General features: G+C 70.5%; 17 protein-coding genes. 6 read left to right on the forward strand and 11 right to left on the reverse strand.

Going from position 1 to position 17,644, the window contains the following annotated elements; translation table 11 throughout:
* The 9 genes from GRC12_RS28385 to GRC12_RS28425 all read right to left on the reverse strand — a co-directional run.
* Nucleotides 1-233 (reverse strand): MBL fold metallo-hydrolase (locus tag GRC12_RS28385; protein ID WP_208782216.1); only part of this gene is annotated, 233 nt, incomplete at its 3' end.
* A complete protein-coding gene (locus GRC12_RS28390; RefSeq protein ID WP_208782217.1) occupies nucleotides 233-1,318 on the reverse strand; it encodes an S-(hydroxymethyl)mycothiol dehydrogenase in 1,086 nt (361 codons plus the stop codon). The genes GRC12_RS28385 and GRC12_RS28390, both read right to left, overlap by 1 nt.
* Nucleotides 1,319-1,358: 40 nt before the next feature.
* Nucleotides 1,359-2,231, reverse strand: a complete 873-nt coding sequence (locus tag GRC12_RS28395; RefSeq protein WP_208782218.1) for a tryptophan 2,3-dioxygenase — start codon at nucleotides 2,229-2,231, stop codon at nucleotides 1,359-1,361.
* Nucleotides 2,232-2,237: 6 nt separating this feature from the next.
* Nucleotides 2,238-3,542, reverse strand: coding sequence for an NAD(P)/FAD-dependent oxidoreductase (locus GRC12_RS28400; protein WP_208782219.1), 1,305 nt, complete (start codon nucleotides 3,540-3,542; stop codon nucleotides 2,238-2,240).
* 65 nt (nucleotides 3,543-3,607) lie between these two features.
* Nucleotides 3,608-4,066, reverse strand: a complete 459-nt coding sequence (locus GRC12_RS28405) for an acyl-CoA thioesterase (protein WP_208782220.1) — start codon at nucleotides 4,064-4,066, stop codon at nucleotides 3,608-3,610.
* Entirely contained in the window at nucleotides 4,056-6,437 is a 2,382-nt protein-coding gene (locus tag GRC12_RS28410; RefSeq protein ID WP_208782221.1) for a bifunctional salicylyl-CoA 5-hydroxylase/oxidoreductase, read from the reverse strand. Before GRC12_RS28410 ends, GRC12_RS28405 begins: the two co-directional genes overlap by 11 nt.
* Before the next feature lie 11 nt (nucleotides 6,438-6,448).
* On the reverse strand, nucleotides 6,449-8,116 hold the full coding sequence (locus GRC12_RS28415; RefSeq protein WP_208782222.1) for an AMP-binding protein: 1,668 nt from the start codon (nucleotides 8,114-8,116) through the stop codon (nucleotides 6,449-6,451).
* A 42-nt stretch (nucleotides 8,117-8,158) separates the two neighbouring features.
* Nucleotides 8,159-9,061, reverse strand: coding sequence for an acyl-CoA thioesterase (locus GRC12_RS28420; protein ID WP_208782223.1), 903 nt, complete (start codon nucleotides 9,059-9,061; stop codon nucleotides 8,159-8,161).
* Nucleotides 9,058-9,543: a cupin domain-containing protein gene (locus GRC12_RS28425; protein WP_208782224.1), complete on the reverse strand. Its 486-nt coding sequence runs from the start codon at nucleotides 9,541-9,543 to the stop codon at nucleotides 9,058-9,060. Before GRC12_RS28425 ends, GRC12_RS28420 begins: the two co-directional genes overlap by 4 nt.
* Nucleotides 9,544-9,678: 135 nt before the next feature.
* Here GRC12_RS28425 and GRC12_RS28430 point away from each other — a divergent pair, with 135 nt between their 5' ends.
* From GRC12_RS28430 to GRC12_RS28440, 3 genes are read left to right on the forward strand one after another with little or no spacing between them, the layout of a single operon-like run.
* Entirely contained in the window at nucleotides 9,679-10,098 is a 420-nt protein-coding gene (locus GRC12_RS28430) for a RidA family protein (protein ID WP_208782225.1), read from the forward strand.
* A gap of 9 nt (nucleotides 10,099-10,107) precedes the next feature.
* On the forward strand, nucleotides 10,108-10,998 hold the full coding sequence (locus tag GRC12_RS28435; RefSeq protein ID WP_208782226.1) for a fumarylacetoacetate hydrolase family protein: 891 nt from the start codon (nucleotides 10,108-10,110) through the stop codon (nucleotides 10,996-10,998).
* Nucleotides 10,999-11,041: 43 nt separating this feature from the next.
* Complete coding sequence (locus tag GRC12_RS28440; protein WP_208782227.1) at nucleotides 11,042-11,896, forward strand: PaaX family transcriptional regulator; 855 nt, start codon at nucleotides 11,042-11,044, stop codon at nucleotides 11,894-11,896.
* A gap of 9 nt (nucleotides 11,897-11,905) precedes the next feature.
* Here the strand turns inward: GRC12_RS28440 and GRC12_RS28445 are convergent, their stop codons facing one another.
* Entirely contained in the window at nucleotides 11,906-13,084 is a 1,179-nt protein-coding gene (locus tag GRC12_RS28445; protein ID WP_208782228.1) for an FAD-dependent oxidoreductase, read from the reverse strand.
* A gap of 116 nt (nucleotides 13,085-13,200) precedes the next feature.
* Complete coding sequence (locus tag GRC12_RS28450; RefSeq protein WP_208782229.1) at nucleotides 13,201-14,433, reverse strand: PucR family transcriptional regulator; 1,233 nt, start codon at nucleotides 14,431-14,433, stop codon at nucleotides 13,201-13,203.
* Nucleotides 14,434-14,667: 234 nt separating this feature from the next.
* Between GRC12_RS28450 and GRC12_RS28455 the strand changes: the two genes are divergently transcribed.
* The 3 genes from GRC12_RS28455 to GRC12_RS28465 are packed head-to-tail and all read left to right on the forward strand — an operon-like array spanning nucleotide 14,668 to nucleotide 17,332.
* A complete protein-coding gene (locus GRC12_RS28455; protein WP_308286660.1) occupies nucleotides 14,668-15,801 on the forward strand; it encodes an aromatic ring-hydroxylating oxygenase subunit alpha in 1,134 nt (377 codons plus the stop codon).
* Nucleotides 15,798-16,139 carry a bifunctional 3-phenylpropionate/cinnamic acid dioxygenase ferredoxin subunit gene (locus GRC12_RS28460; protein WP_208782231.1) on the forward strand — a complete coding sequence of 114 codons (342 nt, stop codon included), beginning with the start codon at nucleotides 15,798-15,800 and terminating at the stop codon, nucleotides 16,137-16,139. Before GRC12_RS28455 ends, GRC12_RS28460 begins: the two co-directional genes overlap by 4 nt.
* Nucleotides 16,136-17,332 carry an NAD(P)/FAD-dependent oxidoreductase gene (locus GRC12_RS28465; RefSeq protein WP_208782232.1) on the forward strand — a complete coding sequence of 399 codons (1,197 nt, stop codon included), beginning with the start codon at nucleotides 16,136-16,138 and terminating at the stop codon, nucleotides 17,330-17,332. The genes GRC12_RS28460 and GRC12_RS28465 overlap by 4 nt, the downstream gene beginning before the upstream one ends.
* The last annotated feature ends 312 nt before the right edge of the window (nucleotides 17,333-17,644 follow it).

Raw genomic sequence — 17,644 nt, forward strand, 5'->3', positions numbered from 1 at the left:
GCGAGGGCGGGGGCGGCGTCGATGTGGTCGTTGTGGGCGTGGGTGCACACGATCGCCCGCAGCCTCCGCCCGCCGACGGCGCCGGCGATGGCGTCCGCGTCGTGCGCGGCGTCGACGACGATCACCTCGTGGTCGTCGCCCACGAGCCACACGTTGTTGTCCACCTCCCAGGTGCCGCCGTCCAACGAGAACGTGCCCGAGGTGACGAGATGGTCGATGCGGGCACCCGCCATCACAGCACCACCACCGAGCGCAGCACGTCGCCGCCGTGCATCCGCTCGAAGGCCTTCTCCACCTCGTCCAGCGCGATGGTCTCCGTCACGAAGGCGTCCAAATCCAGGCGGCCCTGCAGGTAGAGGTCGATGAGCATCGGGAAGTCCCGGGAGGGCAGGCAGTCGCCGTACCAGGACGACTTCAGCGCGCCGCCGCGGCCGAAAACGTCCAGCAGCGGCAGCTCCAGCGTCATCTCCGGGGTGGGCACGCCCACCAGCACCACCGTGCCGGCCAGGTCACGGGCGTAGAAGGCCTGCCGGTAGGTCTCCGGGCGGCCCACCGCCTCGATCACCACGTCGGCGCCGAAGCCGCCGGTCAGCCCGCGGATCGCCTCGACGGGGTCGCCCTCGCGGGAGTTGACGGTGTGGGTGGCGCCCAGCCTCCTGGCGGTGGCCAGCTTGCGGTCGTCGATGTCCACGGCGATGATCCTCGCCGCGCCCGCCAGCCGGGACCCGGCGATCGCCGCGTCCCCCACCCCGCCGCAGCCGATCACGGCCACGCTGTCCCCTCGCCCCACGTCGCCGGTGTTGATCGCCGCGCCGATCCCGGCCATCACCCCGCAGCCCAGCAACCCCGCGGCCGCCGCCGAGGCGGCGCGGTCCACCTTGGTGCACTGCCCCGCCGCCACCAGCGTCTTCTCCGCGAACGCCCCGATCCCCAGGGCCGGCGACAGCTCCGTGCCGTCCAGCAAGGTCATCTTCTGCCGCGCGTTGTGGGTGTCGAAGCAGTACCAGGGCCGGCCGCGCAGACACGCCCGGCACTGCCCGCACACCGCACGCCAGTTGAGGATCACGAAGTCCCCGGGCGCCACGTCGGTGACACCCTCCCCCACCGCCTCCACCACACCCGCGGCCTCATGGCCCAGCAGGAAGGGGAAGTCGTCGTTGATGCCGCCCTCGCGGTAGTGCAGATCGGTGTGGCACACCCCGCAGGCCTCGACCCTCACCAGCGCCTCACCCGGCCCCGGATCGGGCACGATGATCGTCTCCAGGCTGACGGGGGCGCCCTTCTTCAGGGCGACGACAGCTCGAACTTCCTGTGCCATGACGTCAATTCCTTCGCTTGTGCGGGTTGTTGGAGCTCGTTCAGCCGAGCTCGGTGCGTACGGCGAGTACCTCGGGGAAGAAGGTCAGGTCCAGGGCGGCCTTGAGGAAGGAGACTCCGCTGGAGCCGCCGGTGCCTCGTTTGAAGCCGATGACCCGGGTGACGACCTTGAGGTGGCGGAAGCGCCACAGCTGGAAGCTCTCCTCGATGTCGACGAGTTCCTCGCAGGTCTCGTAGGCCTCCCAGTGCGACGCGGGGTCCTGGTAGATCCGTTTCAGGACCGGGAGCAGGCCGTCGTGGAACTCGTGGGCACGGGTGACGTCCCGCTTCAGCAGGTCGTCGGGGACGGCGTGGCCGGCGCGGGCGAGGTAGCGGAGGAACTCGTCGTACAGGGTCGGCAGGCGCAGGGCCTCTTCCAGTGCGTCACGCGCCTCCGGGTCATGGGAGAAGACCGCGCTCATCCCGTCGTTCTTGTTGCCGAGCAGGAACTCCACGACCCGGTACTGCGCCGACTGGAAGCCTGATGCTCGGCCGAGCGCGCCGCGGAACTGGGCGTACTCGCTCGGCGTGAGGGTGGCCAGTACGGCCCACTGGTCGACGAGTTGGCGTTGGATGTGCTTGACGCGGGCCAGGGATTTCAGCGCCGGTCTGAGGTCGTCGGCCGCCAACCGGCGCATGGCCTCGCGCAGTTCGTGGATGACGAGTTTGAACCACAGCTCGGAGGTCTGGTGCTGGATGATGAACAGGAGTTCGTCGTGGTGCGGCGGATCGCTCAGCGGCTGCTGGGCCGACAACAGCCGGTCGAGGCGGAGGTAGCCGCCGTAGGTGGTCTGTCGGAGCAGGTCCGTGTGGATGCCCTGCTCGATCTCCCTGGTGTTGTGCCGCGATGTCATCGGTTCGGTGTGCTGGCTCATGACTGGTCACCCCATGACGCTGAAGCTGCTGTCGTGGTTGATCGGGCGCCGGCGGCTGTAGTGCGCGAGGTCCACTTCGTGGCCGGTGCGGGGAAGGGTGAGCTGGACGGGTTCGGTGTCGTGGTCACGGCCGTTCTCGCAGGCGTCGATGATGGCCGTGAGGAACATGCCGACGACGGGGGCGTTCTTGAACTGGTTTCCGCTGGTGCCGATCGCCACGTAGTAGCCGGGCAGCGCGGTTTTGTCGTAGACGGGGATCCAGTCGTCGGAGACGTCGTACACCCCGGCGATCCCGCGCGGGGTGTGCGGCACGGTGAGGCTGGGGACGCGGCGGGCGGCGCGGTAGAGCTGGGCGTCGTAGACCGCTTTCGTGGGGTGGATGTGGTAGTCGTCGGGGTCGTCGAGCCATTGCAGCGGATCGCATTCCGGCTCGGTGCCGCCGACGAGGAGGCCGCCGCCGGGGGTGGTGCGGAAGTAGGTGCCGAGGTCCGGGTCGGCGATGAGGAGCCCGCGTCCCTCCCCGCCGTAGCCTTCGGGCGCTCGTACCTCGTGGACCTCCTGGCGCAGCGGACGGGTGGAGACCGAGAAGTCCGTGCCGACGCCTGCGAGTTGGTTGACGACGCCCGAGTGGGGTCCCGAGGCGTTGACGACGACGGGCGCCGACAGCCGGGTGCCGTCGGCGAGGTCGACGCCGGTGACGCGGTCGCGCGCCGGGATGCCGTTGACGGTCGCGCGGAAGCGGAAGGTGGCCCCGTGGCGTACGGCGGCCGTCATCAGGTTGTGGGCGGCCAGCTGCGGGTCGTCGACGAAGCCGCAGTCGGGCATCCAGCAGCCGCTCAGTTCACCGGTCGGCTCGTCGAAGAAGGCCTCGTCGGTGATGGCCCTGGGCGGGTAGTGCCGGCCGGGGTCGACCAGGGGCAGGCGCTCGCGGATCGTCGCCGCGTCCCAGTCGGCGTACGGCACCCCGGCCCGGTCGAACAGTTCGTAGACCTTGGCGCGGTCCTGGCCGGGTGAGTCCAGGAGCAGGCCGCCGGTCTTGATGAACCGGGCGAGCCCCGCCTCGTCGCCGCCGCCGAGGTGATCACTCCACTCCTCCCAGGCGTGCTTGGACTCCCAGGCGGCGGCGACGCCCGTCCAGGTCGAGTAGTTGTAGCGGATGACGGCCGAGGAGGCGCTGGTGGATCCGCAGCCCGCGGCCGGCCCGCGCTCCACGACGCAGACGCGCCGCCCGCCCGCGGCGAGGGCGTGGGCGATGGAGCAGCCCATGACGCCTGCCCCGATCACCACCGCGTCGAAGTTCTGATCGGACATCGCGTGCCTTTCGGACGGGGACCGGGACGAGGGAAAGTCTGCTCTGTGAGGCGGCTGGTCCGCAGCTACGGCTGTCGAGGACTGGTTGCGTTCCCTGCGACATGTGTAGGAGTCGCGGTGAGGGCGGTGATCCAGTCGGCGGGCCAGGGGGTGCTGGCGCGCTGGTCGCGAGGTGGGACGTGGACGACCGTGTACCGGCCGGACGCCGCGAGTTGCCGCGGGCGACCGTCGGTCTCCTCGCCCCAGACCTCGAAGCCGTACGTCATCGAGGAGGTGCCGATCCTCTCCACGGTGAGGGTCGTCGTCACCTCCTGTCCGAACCACAGCGGGGCGGCGAAGTCGACCTCGTAGCGCACGCGTGGTGCGGCCCCGAAATATCCGGTGATGCCGCGCTCGCGGACCAGCGCCGCCTCGGCCGCCTCCACGAACCGCACGACCGCCGCGTTGTGGTAGTGGCCGGAGGCGTCGGTGTCGGACCATTCCACCCGGCACCGGTGGACGGCACGGGCACCCTCACGAGACATGGGCCGGCTCCCGGGAGGGGATCCAGCGCAGGTGCACCGCCTGGTCGGCGGAGTGGGGGCGGAGCAGCGACAGCCGGGGGCGTACGGCGTCGGTGCGCGATGTCGGGGGTTTGCGCCGGCCAGCGGCGAACTGCTGCGGCCACTCGGCTCCCCGCCCCCGGTAGTCCTGTTCGGCCGCCGCGTGCAGCGTCCAGTGCGGGTCGTACAGGTGGGTGCGTCCTACGGCGCACAGGTCGGCGCGTCCGGCGAGGAGGATGGAGTTGACGTCGTCGTAGGAGGCGATGGCGCCCACCGCGATGACGGCGGTACCGGTGGCCGCGGCGACCTCGTGGCGGATGCGGTCCGCGAACGGGGTCTGGTAGGAGCGGCCGAAGGCCGGGCGTTCGTCCTTGGTGACCTGCCCGGAGGAGACGTCGATGGCGTCCGCGCCGTGCGCGATGAAGGCGCGGGCGATCTCGACGGCGTCGTGCTCGGTGTTGCCGTCGGGCACCCAGTCGCTGGCGGAGATGCGCACGATCATCGGGCGCTCGGCGGGCCATGCCTCGCGGACGGCGTCGAAGACCTCCAGCGGGAAGCGCAGTCGGTTCGCCAGCGACCCGCCGTACTCGTCGGTGCGGTGGTTGGCGACCGGGGAGAGGAAGGATGACAGCAAGTAGCCGTGCGCGCAGTGGAGTTCGAGCAGGTCGAAGCCCGCGTCGTCGCCCCGGCGGGCAGCGGCCGCGAACTCGGCGGTGATCCGGTCCATGTCGGCGCGGCTGATCTCCCGGGGAACAGGAGAGCCCTCTCCGTACGCCAGCGGGGAGGGCCCCACGGTCTCCCAGTTGCCCTCGGGAAGCGGCTCGTCCATGCCCTCCCACATCAGCCGGGTCGAGCCCTTGCGGCCCGAGTGGCCGAGCTGGAGTCCGAGGCGGGCGGTGCTGTGGTCGTGGACGTAGGACACGATCCGCGCCCAGGAGTCGCGCTGCTCGTCGTTCCACAGGCCGGCGCAGCCGGGCGTGATGCGCGCCTCGGGCGAGACGCACACCATCTCGGTCATGACAAGTCCCGCTCCGCCCATGGCTTTTGAGCCGAGGTGGACGAGATGGAAGTCGCCGGGTACGCCGTCGACGGCGGAGTACATGTCCATCGGGGAGACGATCACGCGGTTCTTCAGCTCCAGCTCGCCCAGACGGAAGGGCTGGAACATCGCCGGGACCGTTTCGCTCAAACCCTGGGCTCCGGCGAAGGCGGTGTCCACCCGGTCGGCGAACTCCTTGTCCCGGGTGCGCAGGTTGTCGTAGGTGATGCGGCGGGAGCGGGTGAGGAGGTTGAAGCAGAACTGGGTCGGCTCCTGGTGGACGTACATGCCGATGTTCTCGAACCACTCCAGCGAGGCCTGCGCGGCCCGTTGGGTGGACTCCACGACGGGGCGCCGCTCGGTCTCGTACGCGTTCAACGCCTGTTCGGGATCAGGGTGTTCGTGCAGGCAGGCGGCGAGCGCGAGGGCGTCCTCCATGGCCAGTTTGGTGCCCGAGCCGATGGAGAAGTGCGCGGTGTGCGCGGCGTCGCCGATCAGGACCAGGTTGCCGTGGTGCCAGCGCTCGTTGCGTACGGTGGTGAAGTTCAGCCACTTGGAGTTGTTGGCGAACACCTGGTGGCCGTCGAGCTCGTCCGCGAACAGGTCGCGTACACGGGCGACGGCCTGCTCGTCGGAGACGCCCGGCGCGAAGTCGACGTGTTCGGTCGCGTCGAAGCCGGCCTGTCGCCACACGTCCTCGTGCATCTCGACGATGAACGTGGAGCCGGACGCGGAGTACGGGTAGCCGTGCACCTGCATGACTCCCCACTCCGTCTCCTTGACGAAGAACTGGAAGGCCTCGAAGACCCGGTCCGTGCCCAGCCACATGAACTTGCTGTGCCGGCGGTCCAGGGCCGGGCGGAAGACGTCCTGGTGGGCCGCGCGGATGAGGGAGTTGACGCCGTCGGCGCCCACGACCAGGTCGTAGGAGGTGCGCAGGTGTTCCGTGTCCGGGGCGAGTGTGGAGAAGTGCAGGTTCACGCCGAGATCGCGGCAGCGCTCCTGCAGCAGCCGCAGCAGTTCCTTGCGGCTCATGGCGGCGAAACCCTGGCCGCCCACGGTGTGGCTCACGCCCCGGTAGTGGATGTCGATGTCGGTCCAGCGGGCGAAGCGGCGGGCCATGGCCTCGGCGATGGTGGTGTCGGCGTTCTCGATGCCGCCGAGTGTCTCGTCGGAGAAGACGACGCCGAAGCCGAAGGTGTCGTCGGGGGCGTTGCGTTCCCAGACGGTGATGTCGTGGGCGGGGTCGAGTTGCTTCATCAGGGCCGCGAAGTACAGCCCGCCGGGACCGCCGCCGACAATGGCGATGTTCAAGGAAGTTCCTCTCAGCTCTCGGCGACGGCCTCGGTGGCTGCCTGCTCATCCTCGATGATCTTGCGGAGCGCGAAACGCTGGAGCTTTCCGCTGGTGTTGCGGGGCAGGGCGCTGTGGAAGCGCACCTCGCGCGGGTACTTGTAGGGCGCCAGGACCTGTTTGACGTGGTCCTGTATCTCCTTGGCCTTGGCCGCGTCGCCGGGCACGCCGTCCCGCAGCACCACGAAGGCGCACACGATCGACCCGCGCTCGCTGTCGGGGCGGGCGACGACGGCGGACTCGACGACGTCCCGGTGGGTGTCGATGGCGGCCTCGACCTCGGGACCGCCGATGTTGTACCCGGAGGAGACGATCATGTTGTCGCTGCGGGCGTGGTAGTGGAAGTAGCCATCCTGGTCCTTGTGGAAGATGTCGCCCGTGACGTTCCAGCCGTTGAGGACGTAGTCCTGCTGGCGCGGGTCGTCGAGGTAGCGGCAGCCGACCGGGCCGATGACGCCGAGCCGTCCCGGTTCGCCGGGAGGGACTTCCTCGCCGTCGGGGCCCAGGACGGTGGCGCGGTAGCCGGGGACGGGGCGGCCGGTGGAGCCGGGGCGGATGTCGTCCCCGGCGGCGGAGATGAAGATGTGCAGCAATTCGGTGGCGCCGATACCGTCGACGATCTTCAGACCGAGACGTTGGTGCAGCTGCTCCCACGTGGAGTGGGGGATGTGCTCTCCCGCCGAGACCCCGGTCCGCAGCTTGGCGAGCTGTTGCTCGGCGCCTTCGCGCAGAATGGCCCGGTAGGCGGTGGGCGCCGTCGCGAGGACGGTGACGCCGTGGCGCTGCACGGTCTCCGCGAGCTCCAATGGGGTCGCGGACTCGGTCAGCAGGGCGCAGGCCCCGGCCCGCAGCGGGAAGACGACCAGCATGCCGAGGCCGAAGGTGAAGGCCAGGGGCGCGGTGCAGGCGACCAGGTCGTCCGGGGTCAGGCCGAGGGTGTGGCGGCCGAAGGTGTTGTCGATGGACAGGATGTCCCGGTGGAAGTGCATGGTGATCTTCGGGACGCCGGTGCTCCCGGAGGTGGGTCCCAGGAGCGCCACGTCGTCGGCGGCGGTGTCGACATCGGTGAACTCGCCCGACTTGGCGGTGAGCCGGGTGATGAGGTCCTCGGCGCCGGTGCCGCCGTACTCGACGACGGTCAGCGAGGGCAGCGCGGAGTCCCGCACGGCGTACATGTCCTGGGTGAACCGGTGGTCGACGAGGGCGACGGACGGCAGGGTGCGTTCCACGATCGGGGTGATCTCGCGTGCGCGCAGGGCGGCCATGGTGGTGACCACGACACCGCCCGCCTTGAGGACGGCGAGCCAACAGGCCACGATCCAGGGGGTGTTGGGTGAGCGCAGCAGGATACGCTGGCCCGGCACCAGTCCCAGGTCCTCGGTGAGCACCTGGGCGATCCGGTTGGCGCGGGTGCGCAGTTCGCCGTACGTCCACACCTCGCCGGCCGGGGTGCGCAGGGCGGGACGGTCGGGGCCGTACTGCGAGAGGGGGATGTCGATGAGTTCGGTCGCCGCGTTGAGCCGGTCGGGGTAGTCCAGTTCCGGGGTGGTGAACTCGATGGCCGGCCACAGGTGCGCGGGGGGCAGATGGTCGCGCGTGAAGGTGTCGACGTGGGCCGAGTGGGAGAGAGGGAGGGTCATCGGAAGTGTCCTTCCGGGATCCCGCCGGCTGGTGGCGGCGGGTCAGGTGGGGCGGATCATGCCCTCCTGGACGACGGTGGCCAGGTGGCGGTGGTCGCGCGTGAAGAAGCGGCCCGTGCCCAGACCGCGGCCCGCGTCGGCGGCCACCGCTTCCTGGACGTAGAGAAGCCAGTCGTCCACCGGTCCCGTGCGGTGGAACCACATGGCGTGGTCGAGGCTCGCGGTGACCAGGCCGGGCCTGGTCCAAGGCAGGTCGAGGACCCGTAGGACGGGTTCGAGGATGGTGTAGTCGCAGACGTACGCCAGGGCGGCGAGGTCGCGTTGGGCGTTGGTCAGTCCGTCGACGGGGCGCAGGGGGTCGTAGGGCTTGAGCCAGACCGCCTGGTGGGGCGTGCGGTCTCCGTCGACGGTGAGGTAGAGCGGGCCGGGGACGTGCCGCATGTCGAAGCTGCGGCCGCCGGACCAGTAGGTGCGGATCTCCTCGGACAGGGGTGCGTCGGGGTGCCGCGCGAGGTACTCGGCCGCCGTGGGAAGGTCCTCGGGGTCGGGTACGTCCTCGGTGAGGGTGGTACGGAAGGCCGAACCCGGTTCGCCCGCCGCGAAGTTGGCCAGGCAGACGTAGAGCGGTTTGCCGTTCTGGTAGCCGCGTACCTGGCGGGTGCTGTAGCCGCGGCCGTCGCGCAGCACCTCCACCTCGTAGCGGATCTCGGCGCCGATGTCGGCAGGGCGCAGGAAGTAACTGTGCATGGAGTGCAGCGACTTGCCCTCGGCGACCGACCGCATGGCCGCGGCGGCGGCCTGGGCGACCAGGTCGCCGCCGTAGGCCTTGGGCCACGGGCAGGGCTGGGTGGTGGCGGTGAAGGCGAGGTCGAAGTGCTCGGGCTCGGCGGGCTTCAGGGTGACGGTCGCGGTGAAGAGGGCCGAGGTGGGGGCCGTGTCGGTCATCGGCGGTCCAGCCAGTCACGCAGGTCGGCGTCGGGGACGTCGGGCAGGTTGACGACGATGTTCTCCGGCGTCCGGGTGGTCATCCAGGTCAGCGGCCTGGTGCGGGAGAGGTTGCACTCCACGTGCGGCATGAACGGCGGCACGAAGACCCAGTCGCCCTCTTCCATGTCGACGTAGTCCTCGAACTTCTCGCCGAAGTAGATGCGGGCCCGGCCCGAGAGCACGTATCCGCCGGTCTCGGCCTCCCCGTGGTGGTGGGAGACGGAGCGGTAGCCGGGCTCGTTGCGGACCTTGCCGAACCAGAGCCGGGTGGCCGGGGTGTGCTGGATGCTCACGCCCGAGACCCGGACCGCGCCGCCGGAGTCGGCGGTGTTCGCGTCTTCCAGGCCGCCGCGGGTCACGACGGGGGCGACGATGCCGCTCGGCAGGCGGTACATCGAATTGTCCCCGTCCAGTTGGTAGTTGCTGAGGTCGGGCTCCATGGGATTCGGCTCCGTTCAGTGGGATGAAGTTCGGGTGCCGTCGATCCGATGTCTCGTTTTTTTCACGGTCGTCAATTAAAGTCAATACGCCTGCCCGATCGGAGCGGGCCCGCACCCAACCGAGCCGGAGGCCTCATGCCCCCCGTCCCCGTGAACCCGCTCGCCCTGCCGGCACCCAGCGGCTACTCGCACGGCACCCTCGTCGGAAACACCCTTCACCTGGGCGGACAGACCGCCCTCGACGCCGACATGAAGATCGTCCCGGGCGGCATCGTCGAGCAGTTCCGTCAGGCGTTCGGCAACCTGCTCACCACCCTGCGCGAGGCCGGCGGCGAACCCGCGGACCTGGTCAGCGTGACGCTGTACCTCACCGACATCCCCGACTACCAGGCGCACGGCAAGGAGATCGGCAAGGTCTGGCGCGAACTCGCCGGAAACGTCTACCCGGCGATGGCCGGCATCGGCTGCACCGCGCTGTGGCAGCCGGAGGCGATGATCGAGATCCTCGGGGTGGCCGTGATCCCCGAGGAACGACTCGTCGCACCGCGCCCGTAGGCGGCCGACGTGAAACTCGCGTCCTTCATCCTGGACGGCGCACGCCGGGCGGGCGCCGTCGACGAGACCGAGCAGACGGTCACGGTGCTGCCGACCCCGCTCGGCACCGTGGACGACATCGTCCGCGGCGGCGCGGACGCTCTCGCCGCGGCCCGCGTCGCAGCCGCCGCCGGAGACGACGTACGCCCCCTCTCGCGAATCCGCCTCGCATCCCCGCTGCACCGCTTCAACCGGGACGTCCTGTGCACCGGCTGGAACTACCTGGATCACTTCGAGGAGTCGAGGGGCCGGCGCGAGGGCCAGGACCCGGCCTCGCTCCCCCAGCGCCCCACGTTCTTCACCAAAGGTCCGGACACGGTCATCGGCCCGAGCGACGACATCGCCTACGACCCCGCCCTGTCCACGCAGTGGGACTACGAAGCCGAGATCGCTCTCGTCATCGGTCAGGACGGACGCTCGATCCCGGAGGAAAAGGCACTGGACCACGTCTTCGGCTACCTGGTCGCCAACGACGTCTCCCAGCGGGACCTCCAGCGGGCGCACGGCGGTCAGTGGCTCAAGGGCAAGAGCATCGACGCCACCATGCCGCTCGGTCCCTGGCTGACCACCGCCGACGAGATCGACGACCTCGCGGGCCTCCAGGTGCAGTGCGAGGTCAACGGCCGTCTGCTGCAGAACGCCTCCACCGCGCAGATGGCCTTCTCCTTCGCCCGGATCATCGCCGAGCTCAGTCACGGCATGACCCTGCGCGCGGGAGACCTCGTGCTCACCGGCACCCCGAGCGGCATCGGCAGCGCGCGCGACCCGCAGGTCCTCCTGCACGACGGCGACCTGGTCGTCACCCGGGTCGCGGGACTGGGCGAACTGCGCAACAGGGTGACGCGGACCCCGCTCACCTAGCCCGTGCCGGCCCCACCCAGGCCAGACGTTAGGGTGGCGGGACATGACGGCGCAGACGACATCAGCCAGCACCGCGGCAGGCGAACGCGAGTCCCGCCATGCCCCGCTCATCCTCACGCTCTTCGGCCTGTACGCGCGTGACGAGCACAACTGGCTCTCGGTCGCGTCGGTGATCGGCCTCATGGCGGACCTCGGCGTGGAGAGCAAGGCCGTACGGTCGTCGATCTCCCGTATGAAGCGCCGCGAGGTGCTGCGCGGCGAGCGCCGTGCGGGCGTGGCGGGATACGCGCTGGCCGACACGACCCTGCAGACGCTCGCCGAGGGAGACGTACGCATCTTCCAGCGGGCCAGGGCCTCCCGCGAGGACGGCTGGGTCGTCGCCGTCTTCTCCGTGCCCGAGTCCGAGCGCGAGAAGCGCCACGAGCTGCGGACGGTCCTGACCCGGCTGGGTTTCGGCACCGCCGCCTCCGGGGTGTGGATCGCACCGGGCAACCTGGCCGCCGAGACCCGGCGGAGCCTGGAACGGCGGGCGCTGACGGAGTACGTCGACCTCTTCACCGGCGACCACTTCGCCTTCGGGGACCTGCGCGAAAAGGTCCGCGCGTGGTGGGACCTGGACGAACTCACCGAGCTGTACGCGGACTTCCTGCACCGTTTCGGCCCCGTCCTCGACGAGGCCGAAGGACGCCGGCCGCGCCCTCTGGACGCCTTCCGGATCTACGTGCCGATGCTGACCCAGTGGCGTCGGCTGCCCTACCGCGACCCCGGGCTCCCCTTGGAGCTCCTGCCGAAGGACTGGAAGGGAGAGGCCGCGGGAGAACTGTTCGAGCGGCTCGACACCCTGCTCAGCCCCGCCGCCGCGGCACACGCCGCGGACGTCGTGGGCGGACGGCACTGAGCGGGGGCCTCACAAACCGAAGACCGGCCGGAAGGACGGGTCGGTCAGCGCCGGACGATCGGCGGCGAACGCCTCGATCGGGTGCTGCGACCTGCCCTCGACGACCAGTTGGGACAGGATCTCCCCGAACAGCCCGGCGAACTTGGCCGCATGGCCCGCACCCACTCCGACCACGACCCGCGGATGTCCGGGCATCGCGTCGATGACGAAGTTGCGGTCCGGCGGCATGTCGTAGATGCACGTCTTGCTGTACAGCTCGAATCCCGCCGCGTCCGGCAGACGTTCGCGCAGGAACGCCTCCAGCAACTCGGTCTCCTCGGCCACCGGCTCCATGGAGCGGGTCTCATGGGTGACGAACCGGCCGGACATGTCCCGGGCGATCTTCACCGCGACCTCGCCGTACACCGGGAAGCCGTAGAACAGCGTCGGGCCGTACCAGCCCCACACCGGGAACGCTTCGGGCGTGAAGTCCCGCAGCACTCTGGGCACGAAATAGGCGACCTGTTCCTGGCTGATCGTGGTGCGCCAGGTCTGGCCCACCTCGGCGAGGATGTCGTCGGACCACGCCCCGGCGGCGACCACCACGTGGCGGGCGACGACCGAGCCGCCGTCGGCGGTGTGCACGCGCACCGCGTCCGCGAGGCTCTCGACGCGGACCGCCCGGGTGCGGGGCCGGAAGGTCACACCCAGGGCCGCGGCGAGCGCGCGATGGGTCTGCCCCGCCTTGCCGATGTCCACCAGCCCCATGTCACGGCTGTACGTCACGTCGGCGGGCTCGTCGATCCGCCACTGCGGGTAGCGCTCGGCGAGTCGCGCGTTGTCCCACCGTTCGTAGGCGTGTCCCTGATCGTCGAGGACCTTGCGGTACCGGGCGATCATCTCCTCACCCTCGGTTCCCTTCAGGCCGATCTCGACGCCGCCGGTCCGCAGGAGCACCTGCTGCCCGCTCTCCGCGACCAACCGGTCCCAGTTGTCGAAGGCGGCCTGGGTGAGCCTGCCGTAGGCGTTGTCGTGGTAGCTGTGCCGGATCGCTCGCGAATGGTCCTGTGAGGCGCCGTTGCCGTGGCCGAGGTCGTACTGCTCCACCACGAGCACGTCCTTCTGCCCCCGTTCGGCGAGCCAGTAGGCCGTCGCGCTGCCGATCGCTCCCGCACCGACAACCACGGTCTGCGCGTCCACTGCCGTCATGGGCACTCCCTCTGCTCACGGACCCGCGGGCGCGCGGCCCGCCCGGTGGGTCGACGCTACGGTCACGGACGGCGGCCCCGACTCGGGCGACCGTCGAGACCTGCGGGGAGGGGTTCCTACACGTGTCGTAGTGCGGCGGGTGCCAGGCCGTCCGACGCCGCCGACCGCGCCACGCTCACCTGCGGGAGGAGTTCGGCGAACAGCAGGGCCATGTGCAGGCGGAGGCGGTCGTCGCCGCTGGACAGGTCCACGCCCAGCGTTCGTTCGACGTTCGCCAGCCGCCAGTACAGCGTGGTGCGGTGGATATGCAGGTCCGCCGCGGTCTTCTGGACGTTCCCGCCGTGACCGAGGTAGGAGCGGAGCGTGCACTCGTACATCTCGTTCCCGGGCTCCCACAGCGTCGAGACACCGGGACACAGCCGCTCCAGCCCGCTCAGGCTCCGCTCGAGATGCTGGAACGCCGCGTAGGGGCCGAGGTCCGACCAGTCGGCCATCCCCTCGAAACCGTCCGCGACACCGGCGACCTCCGCCGCGTACCGGGCGTCCTCGCGGGCCTCCCGCACCGCGTCGAAGGACTCGACGCCGCTGCGCGTGCCCACCGCGTACGCGCCGGCACCGGCCCGCAGGGCGGCGAGGAAGGACTCGTGCAGGACCCCGCGGGCGATCAGGACGAGCTCGCCGTCCCGCGGCGTGCTGCAGACGACCGTGCGGTGCGGAACGCGGCGGCGCACGTCACCGGCCAGCCGACGCAGGTCCGCGGTCGCGTTGGCGCCGTCCGCCCCCACCGGGCAGTCAGGGCGGGATCGCACGACGGCGACCACGTACGACGGAGCGTCCTCGATCAGATCCAGCTCGCGCATGCTCTCCGCGGCACGCTCACGCACCCGGGCATCGGGCCGCAGCAGATTGTCGACCAGCCGGCGAGCGGCTCCCGCCTCCTGCGAGTCCTGCGCCACCCGATCGCTCAGCAGACGACTGGCCTCAGCGGCGCACGCCAGTGCCTCGTCGACCTGGGCGGGGGTGAGGGCGGGATCGTCGATGAGCCACAGCGAACCGAGGTGCAGCCCCTGGTCCAGCAGGGGGATCACCAGCCGGGCCAGCGTGCCCAGTTCCTCGTCGGCCGGGATACGGACCGGGCCACGCGCGCGCTGCACGCCGTGCTCGGAGATGACCGCCCGGATCCTGCCGCTCGTGCGCCGCTGCAGCACCGCGTCGATCCGTGACTGGTCGACCCGGCCCAACTGGGCACTGACCGCGAGCGGGCGCAGCGCCGAGTCGTCGATGATGACCGACCGTTCCAGACGCTCGGCAAGTTGCTCGACGACAAGCTGCAGGCGGTCTTCCAACATCGAAGGCTCCTCAACCACCACACCGACGTCCCTTTCACGCCACCATAGGTGTCGCGATGAGCCCTGCCGAGACGCGTGACGTAACCACCACGTTTCCGCGGCCAGGGCTTTCCTACAAATGTCGGTACGGGTGCCGGACAACTCCCGACTTCTGCCGGACCCCTGCGATGCCTGGTCATGACTAGCGTCAGCGGCTGTCACCGGCCCATTCACTCGGCAGATGCGGGAGACGCAGTGACCACCACGCAGGAGTCCGTCCTTACCCCCACGTTGAGCAGCCGCTACTACACCGACAGCGCCGTGTTCGATGCAGAGAACGAACGAATCTTCGAACGCCAGTGGTACTACGTCGGCCGCGCCGACGACATCCCCACCCCCGGCCGCTTCCTGCGCCGCCCGGTCGGCCGCGAAACCGTGATCCTGGTCCGCGGACGCGACCAGGTCATCCGTGGCTTCCTCAACGTCTGCCGGCACCGCGGCGCCCAGCTCTGCCTGACCGACACCGGCGACATGGGCAAGGCCATCCGCTGCCCCTACCACGCCTGGACCTACGGCCTGGACGGCAAGCTCGTCACCGCGCCGAACTGGCAGGCGATGGACACCATGGACCGCGACGCGTACGGACTGCACACCGTGCACGTGGAGCAGTGGGAGGGACTGCTCTGGGTGAACCTCGCCGAGCAGCCCACCCCCTTGATCGACCAGCTGCGCCCCCAGATCGAAGCCCGCCTCGCCGACTACTCCAAGTTCGAGCGTTATCGCCTCGGAGACCTGAAGGTCGGCGGACGCGTGGAGTACGACGTCGCCGCGAACTGGAAGCTGATCTACGAGAACTTCCAGGAGTGCTACCACTGCGGGACCATCCACCCGGAACTGGTGCGCACCATCCCCGAATTCCAGTCACCGACCATGGGGACGGGGGGCTACGACCCGACCGGCTACGCCATAGCGGACGACCTGGAGTCGTTCTCACTGACCGGGCGCACCGTGCTGCCCCGGCTGGCGCATCTGCTGCCGGAGGACGACCGGCTCTACTACGGCATGGTCGTCCGCCCCAACTGCTTCATCTCGCTGGTGTCCGACCACGTGATCGTCCACCGGTTCGAACCGCTTGCCGCCGACCGGACCCGGGCGGTGTGCGAGTGGCTTTTCCCGGCCGAGGTCGTCGACGCCGGGGACTACGACCTGGACGACGCCGTCGCGCTCTTCAGCAAGGTCAACGAACAGGACTTCGCCGCGGCCGAGTGGTGCCAGCCCAACATGTCCTCCCGGGCCTACCGGAAGGGCGGGGTGCTGGTGCCGAGCGAACAGACTCAGATCGGCGTCTTCTACCAGTGGTACCTGTCCTCGCTGGGGGACGCGGCGTGAACGGGGCGCAGGACACCACGAACACCGAGGTCTTCGTCGCCCGCGTCGAAGACCTGGACGACGGTGACGTCATCGTCGTCCAATTGGACACCCGTATCGCGGTGTTCAGAGACGGCGACGAGTTCTTCGCCGTCGACGACCGCTGCACCCATCAGGAGGCCTACCTCTCCGACGGCTTCGTCGAGGACGGCACGGTCGAATGCCCCCTGCACGCCTCCTGCTTCGATCTGCGCACGGGCCGCCCGTCGGGTCCCCCCGCCCTGCAGCCCGTGCGGACACACCCGGTGATCGTGCGGGACGGTTCGGTGTTCGTGCGGACGACGGCGGAAGCGCCATGACCGGCTCCGTCGCCGTCGTCGGTGCCTCCCTGGCCGGCGTGAGCACCGCGCGGGCCCTGCGCGGCCACGGGTTCGACGGTGAGATCACCCTGATCGGCGCCGAGGAGCACCAGCCCTACGACCGGCCGCCGCTGTCCAAGGCGCTGCTCGCCGGGCAGGCGGGGACGGCGGACCTGGCGCTGCTCGGCACGGACGAGGACCTCGGCGTGCGCTGGCTGCTGGGCCGCCGCGCCACAGGGCTGCTGCCCGGCGAACGGCGGGTGCTGCTGGACGACGGGGCGTCCGTCACCGCGGACGCGGTGGTCGTGGCGACCGGCGCGCGGGCCCGGCGCCTTCCGCTGCCGGCACCCGACCGAGGCGTGCACGTCCTGCGGACCATGGACGATGCGCGGCGTCTCGCCGCGGACCTGCGGCCCGGTGCCCGACTGGTGGTGATCGGCGGTGGGTTCATCGGCTGCGAGGTCGCGGCCACCAGCCGCGGACTGGGCCTTGAGGTGACGGTCGTTGAGGCGGGGCCCATGCCCCTCGCCCCGGCGCTCGGCCCCGAGGTGGCCGGTGTCCTGCTGCGGCTGCACCGCGCGCACGGGGTCCGGGTGGAGTGCGGAGCGGGAGTCATCGCCGTCCGGGGATCGGTCCGGCCCAGCGCGGTGGTGCTCGACGACGGGCGGGAGATACCGGCGGACGTGGTGCTGCTGGCCGTGGGCGCGGTGCCGGAAACAGACTGGCTGCACGGCTCCGGCGTGACGCTGGCCGCGGACGGATCGGTCGCCTGCGACTCCTCCTGCCGGACCAGCGTGCCGTCGGTGTTCGCGGTCGGCGACGCCGCCTCGGCAGACCACCGGTTCCTGGGCGGCCAAGCACGAGTGGAGCACTGGTCCAACGCCCTGGAGCAGGCAGGCGTGGCAGCCGCTGCCCTGCTTGGCCTTCCGGGCGCGACAGCGGGGGACGCCCCTCCGTACTTCTGGTCCGACCAGTACGGCCATCGGCTGCAGTTGGCGGGGCGCCCGCTGCCCGGTGACAGGCTGACCTTCGTCGAAGGCGAACCGACCGGCGCCGGGTTCGCGGGCGTGTACGAGCACACCACGCCGACGGGCGCTGTCACCACGGCGGTGGTGGCTCTCGACCGGCCACGCCCCTTCGCCCGCCTGCGCCGCGGTCTCACCCCACGGCCCGCGCCCAGCCGCCCGGCCTGAACCGCCGCCTGGATTCGGTAAGCGCCGGGGAGAAGCGCTCACCAAGATCGGCCCCATCTGGAGTAAGAGCAGTGCCCACGCCCCAGGCCCGCGGCCTGGGGCATCGCGCTGTGCCCGGCCGGGCCGCCCGAGCGCCGGCACTCAGTCGCTGGGACGAGTACCGGCCGGCGCGACCGCCCTACTCGGAAGCGCTGCTCTGGGCACAGGGAACAAGCGCGATAGAAGGCCCGGCGCGGCCACCGGCCGATTGACCAGGCGTCGGATCCCCATGCGGGGAGCGAGGAGCACCGCCGCTTGCTTGCGGCGGTGCTC

Origin of the sequence: Streptomyces griseorubiginosus, from assembly GCF_017614965.1 — a bacterium.
In the GTDB taxonomy this organism is placed as follows: Bacteria; Actinomycetota; Actinomycetes; order Streptomycetales; family Streptomycetaceae; genus Streptomyces; species Streptomyces griseorubiginosus_B.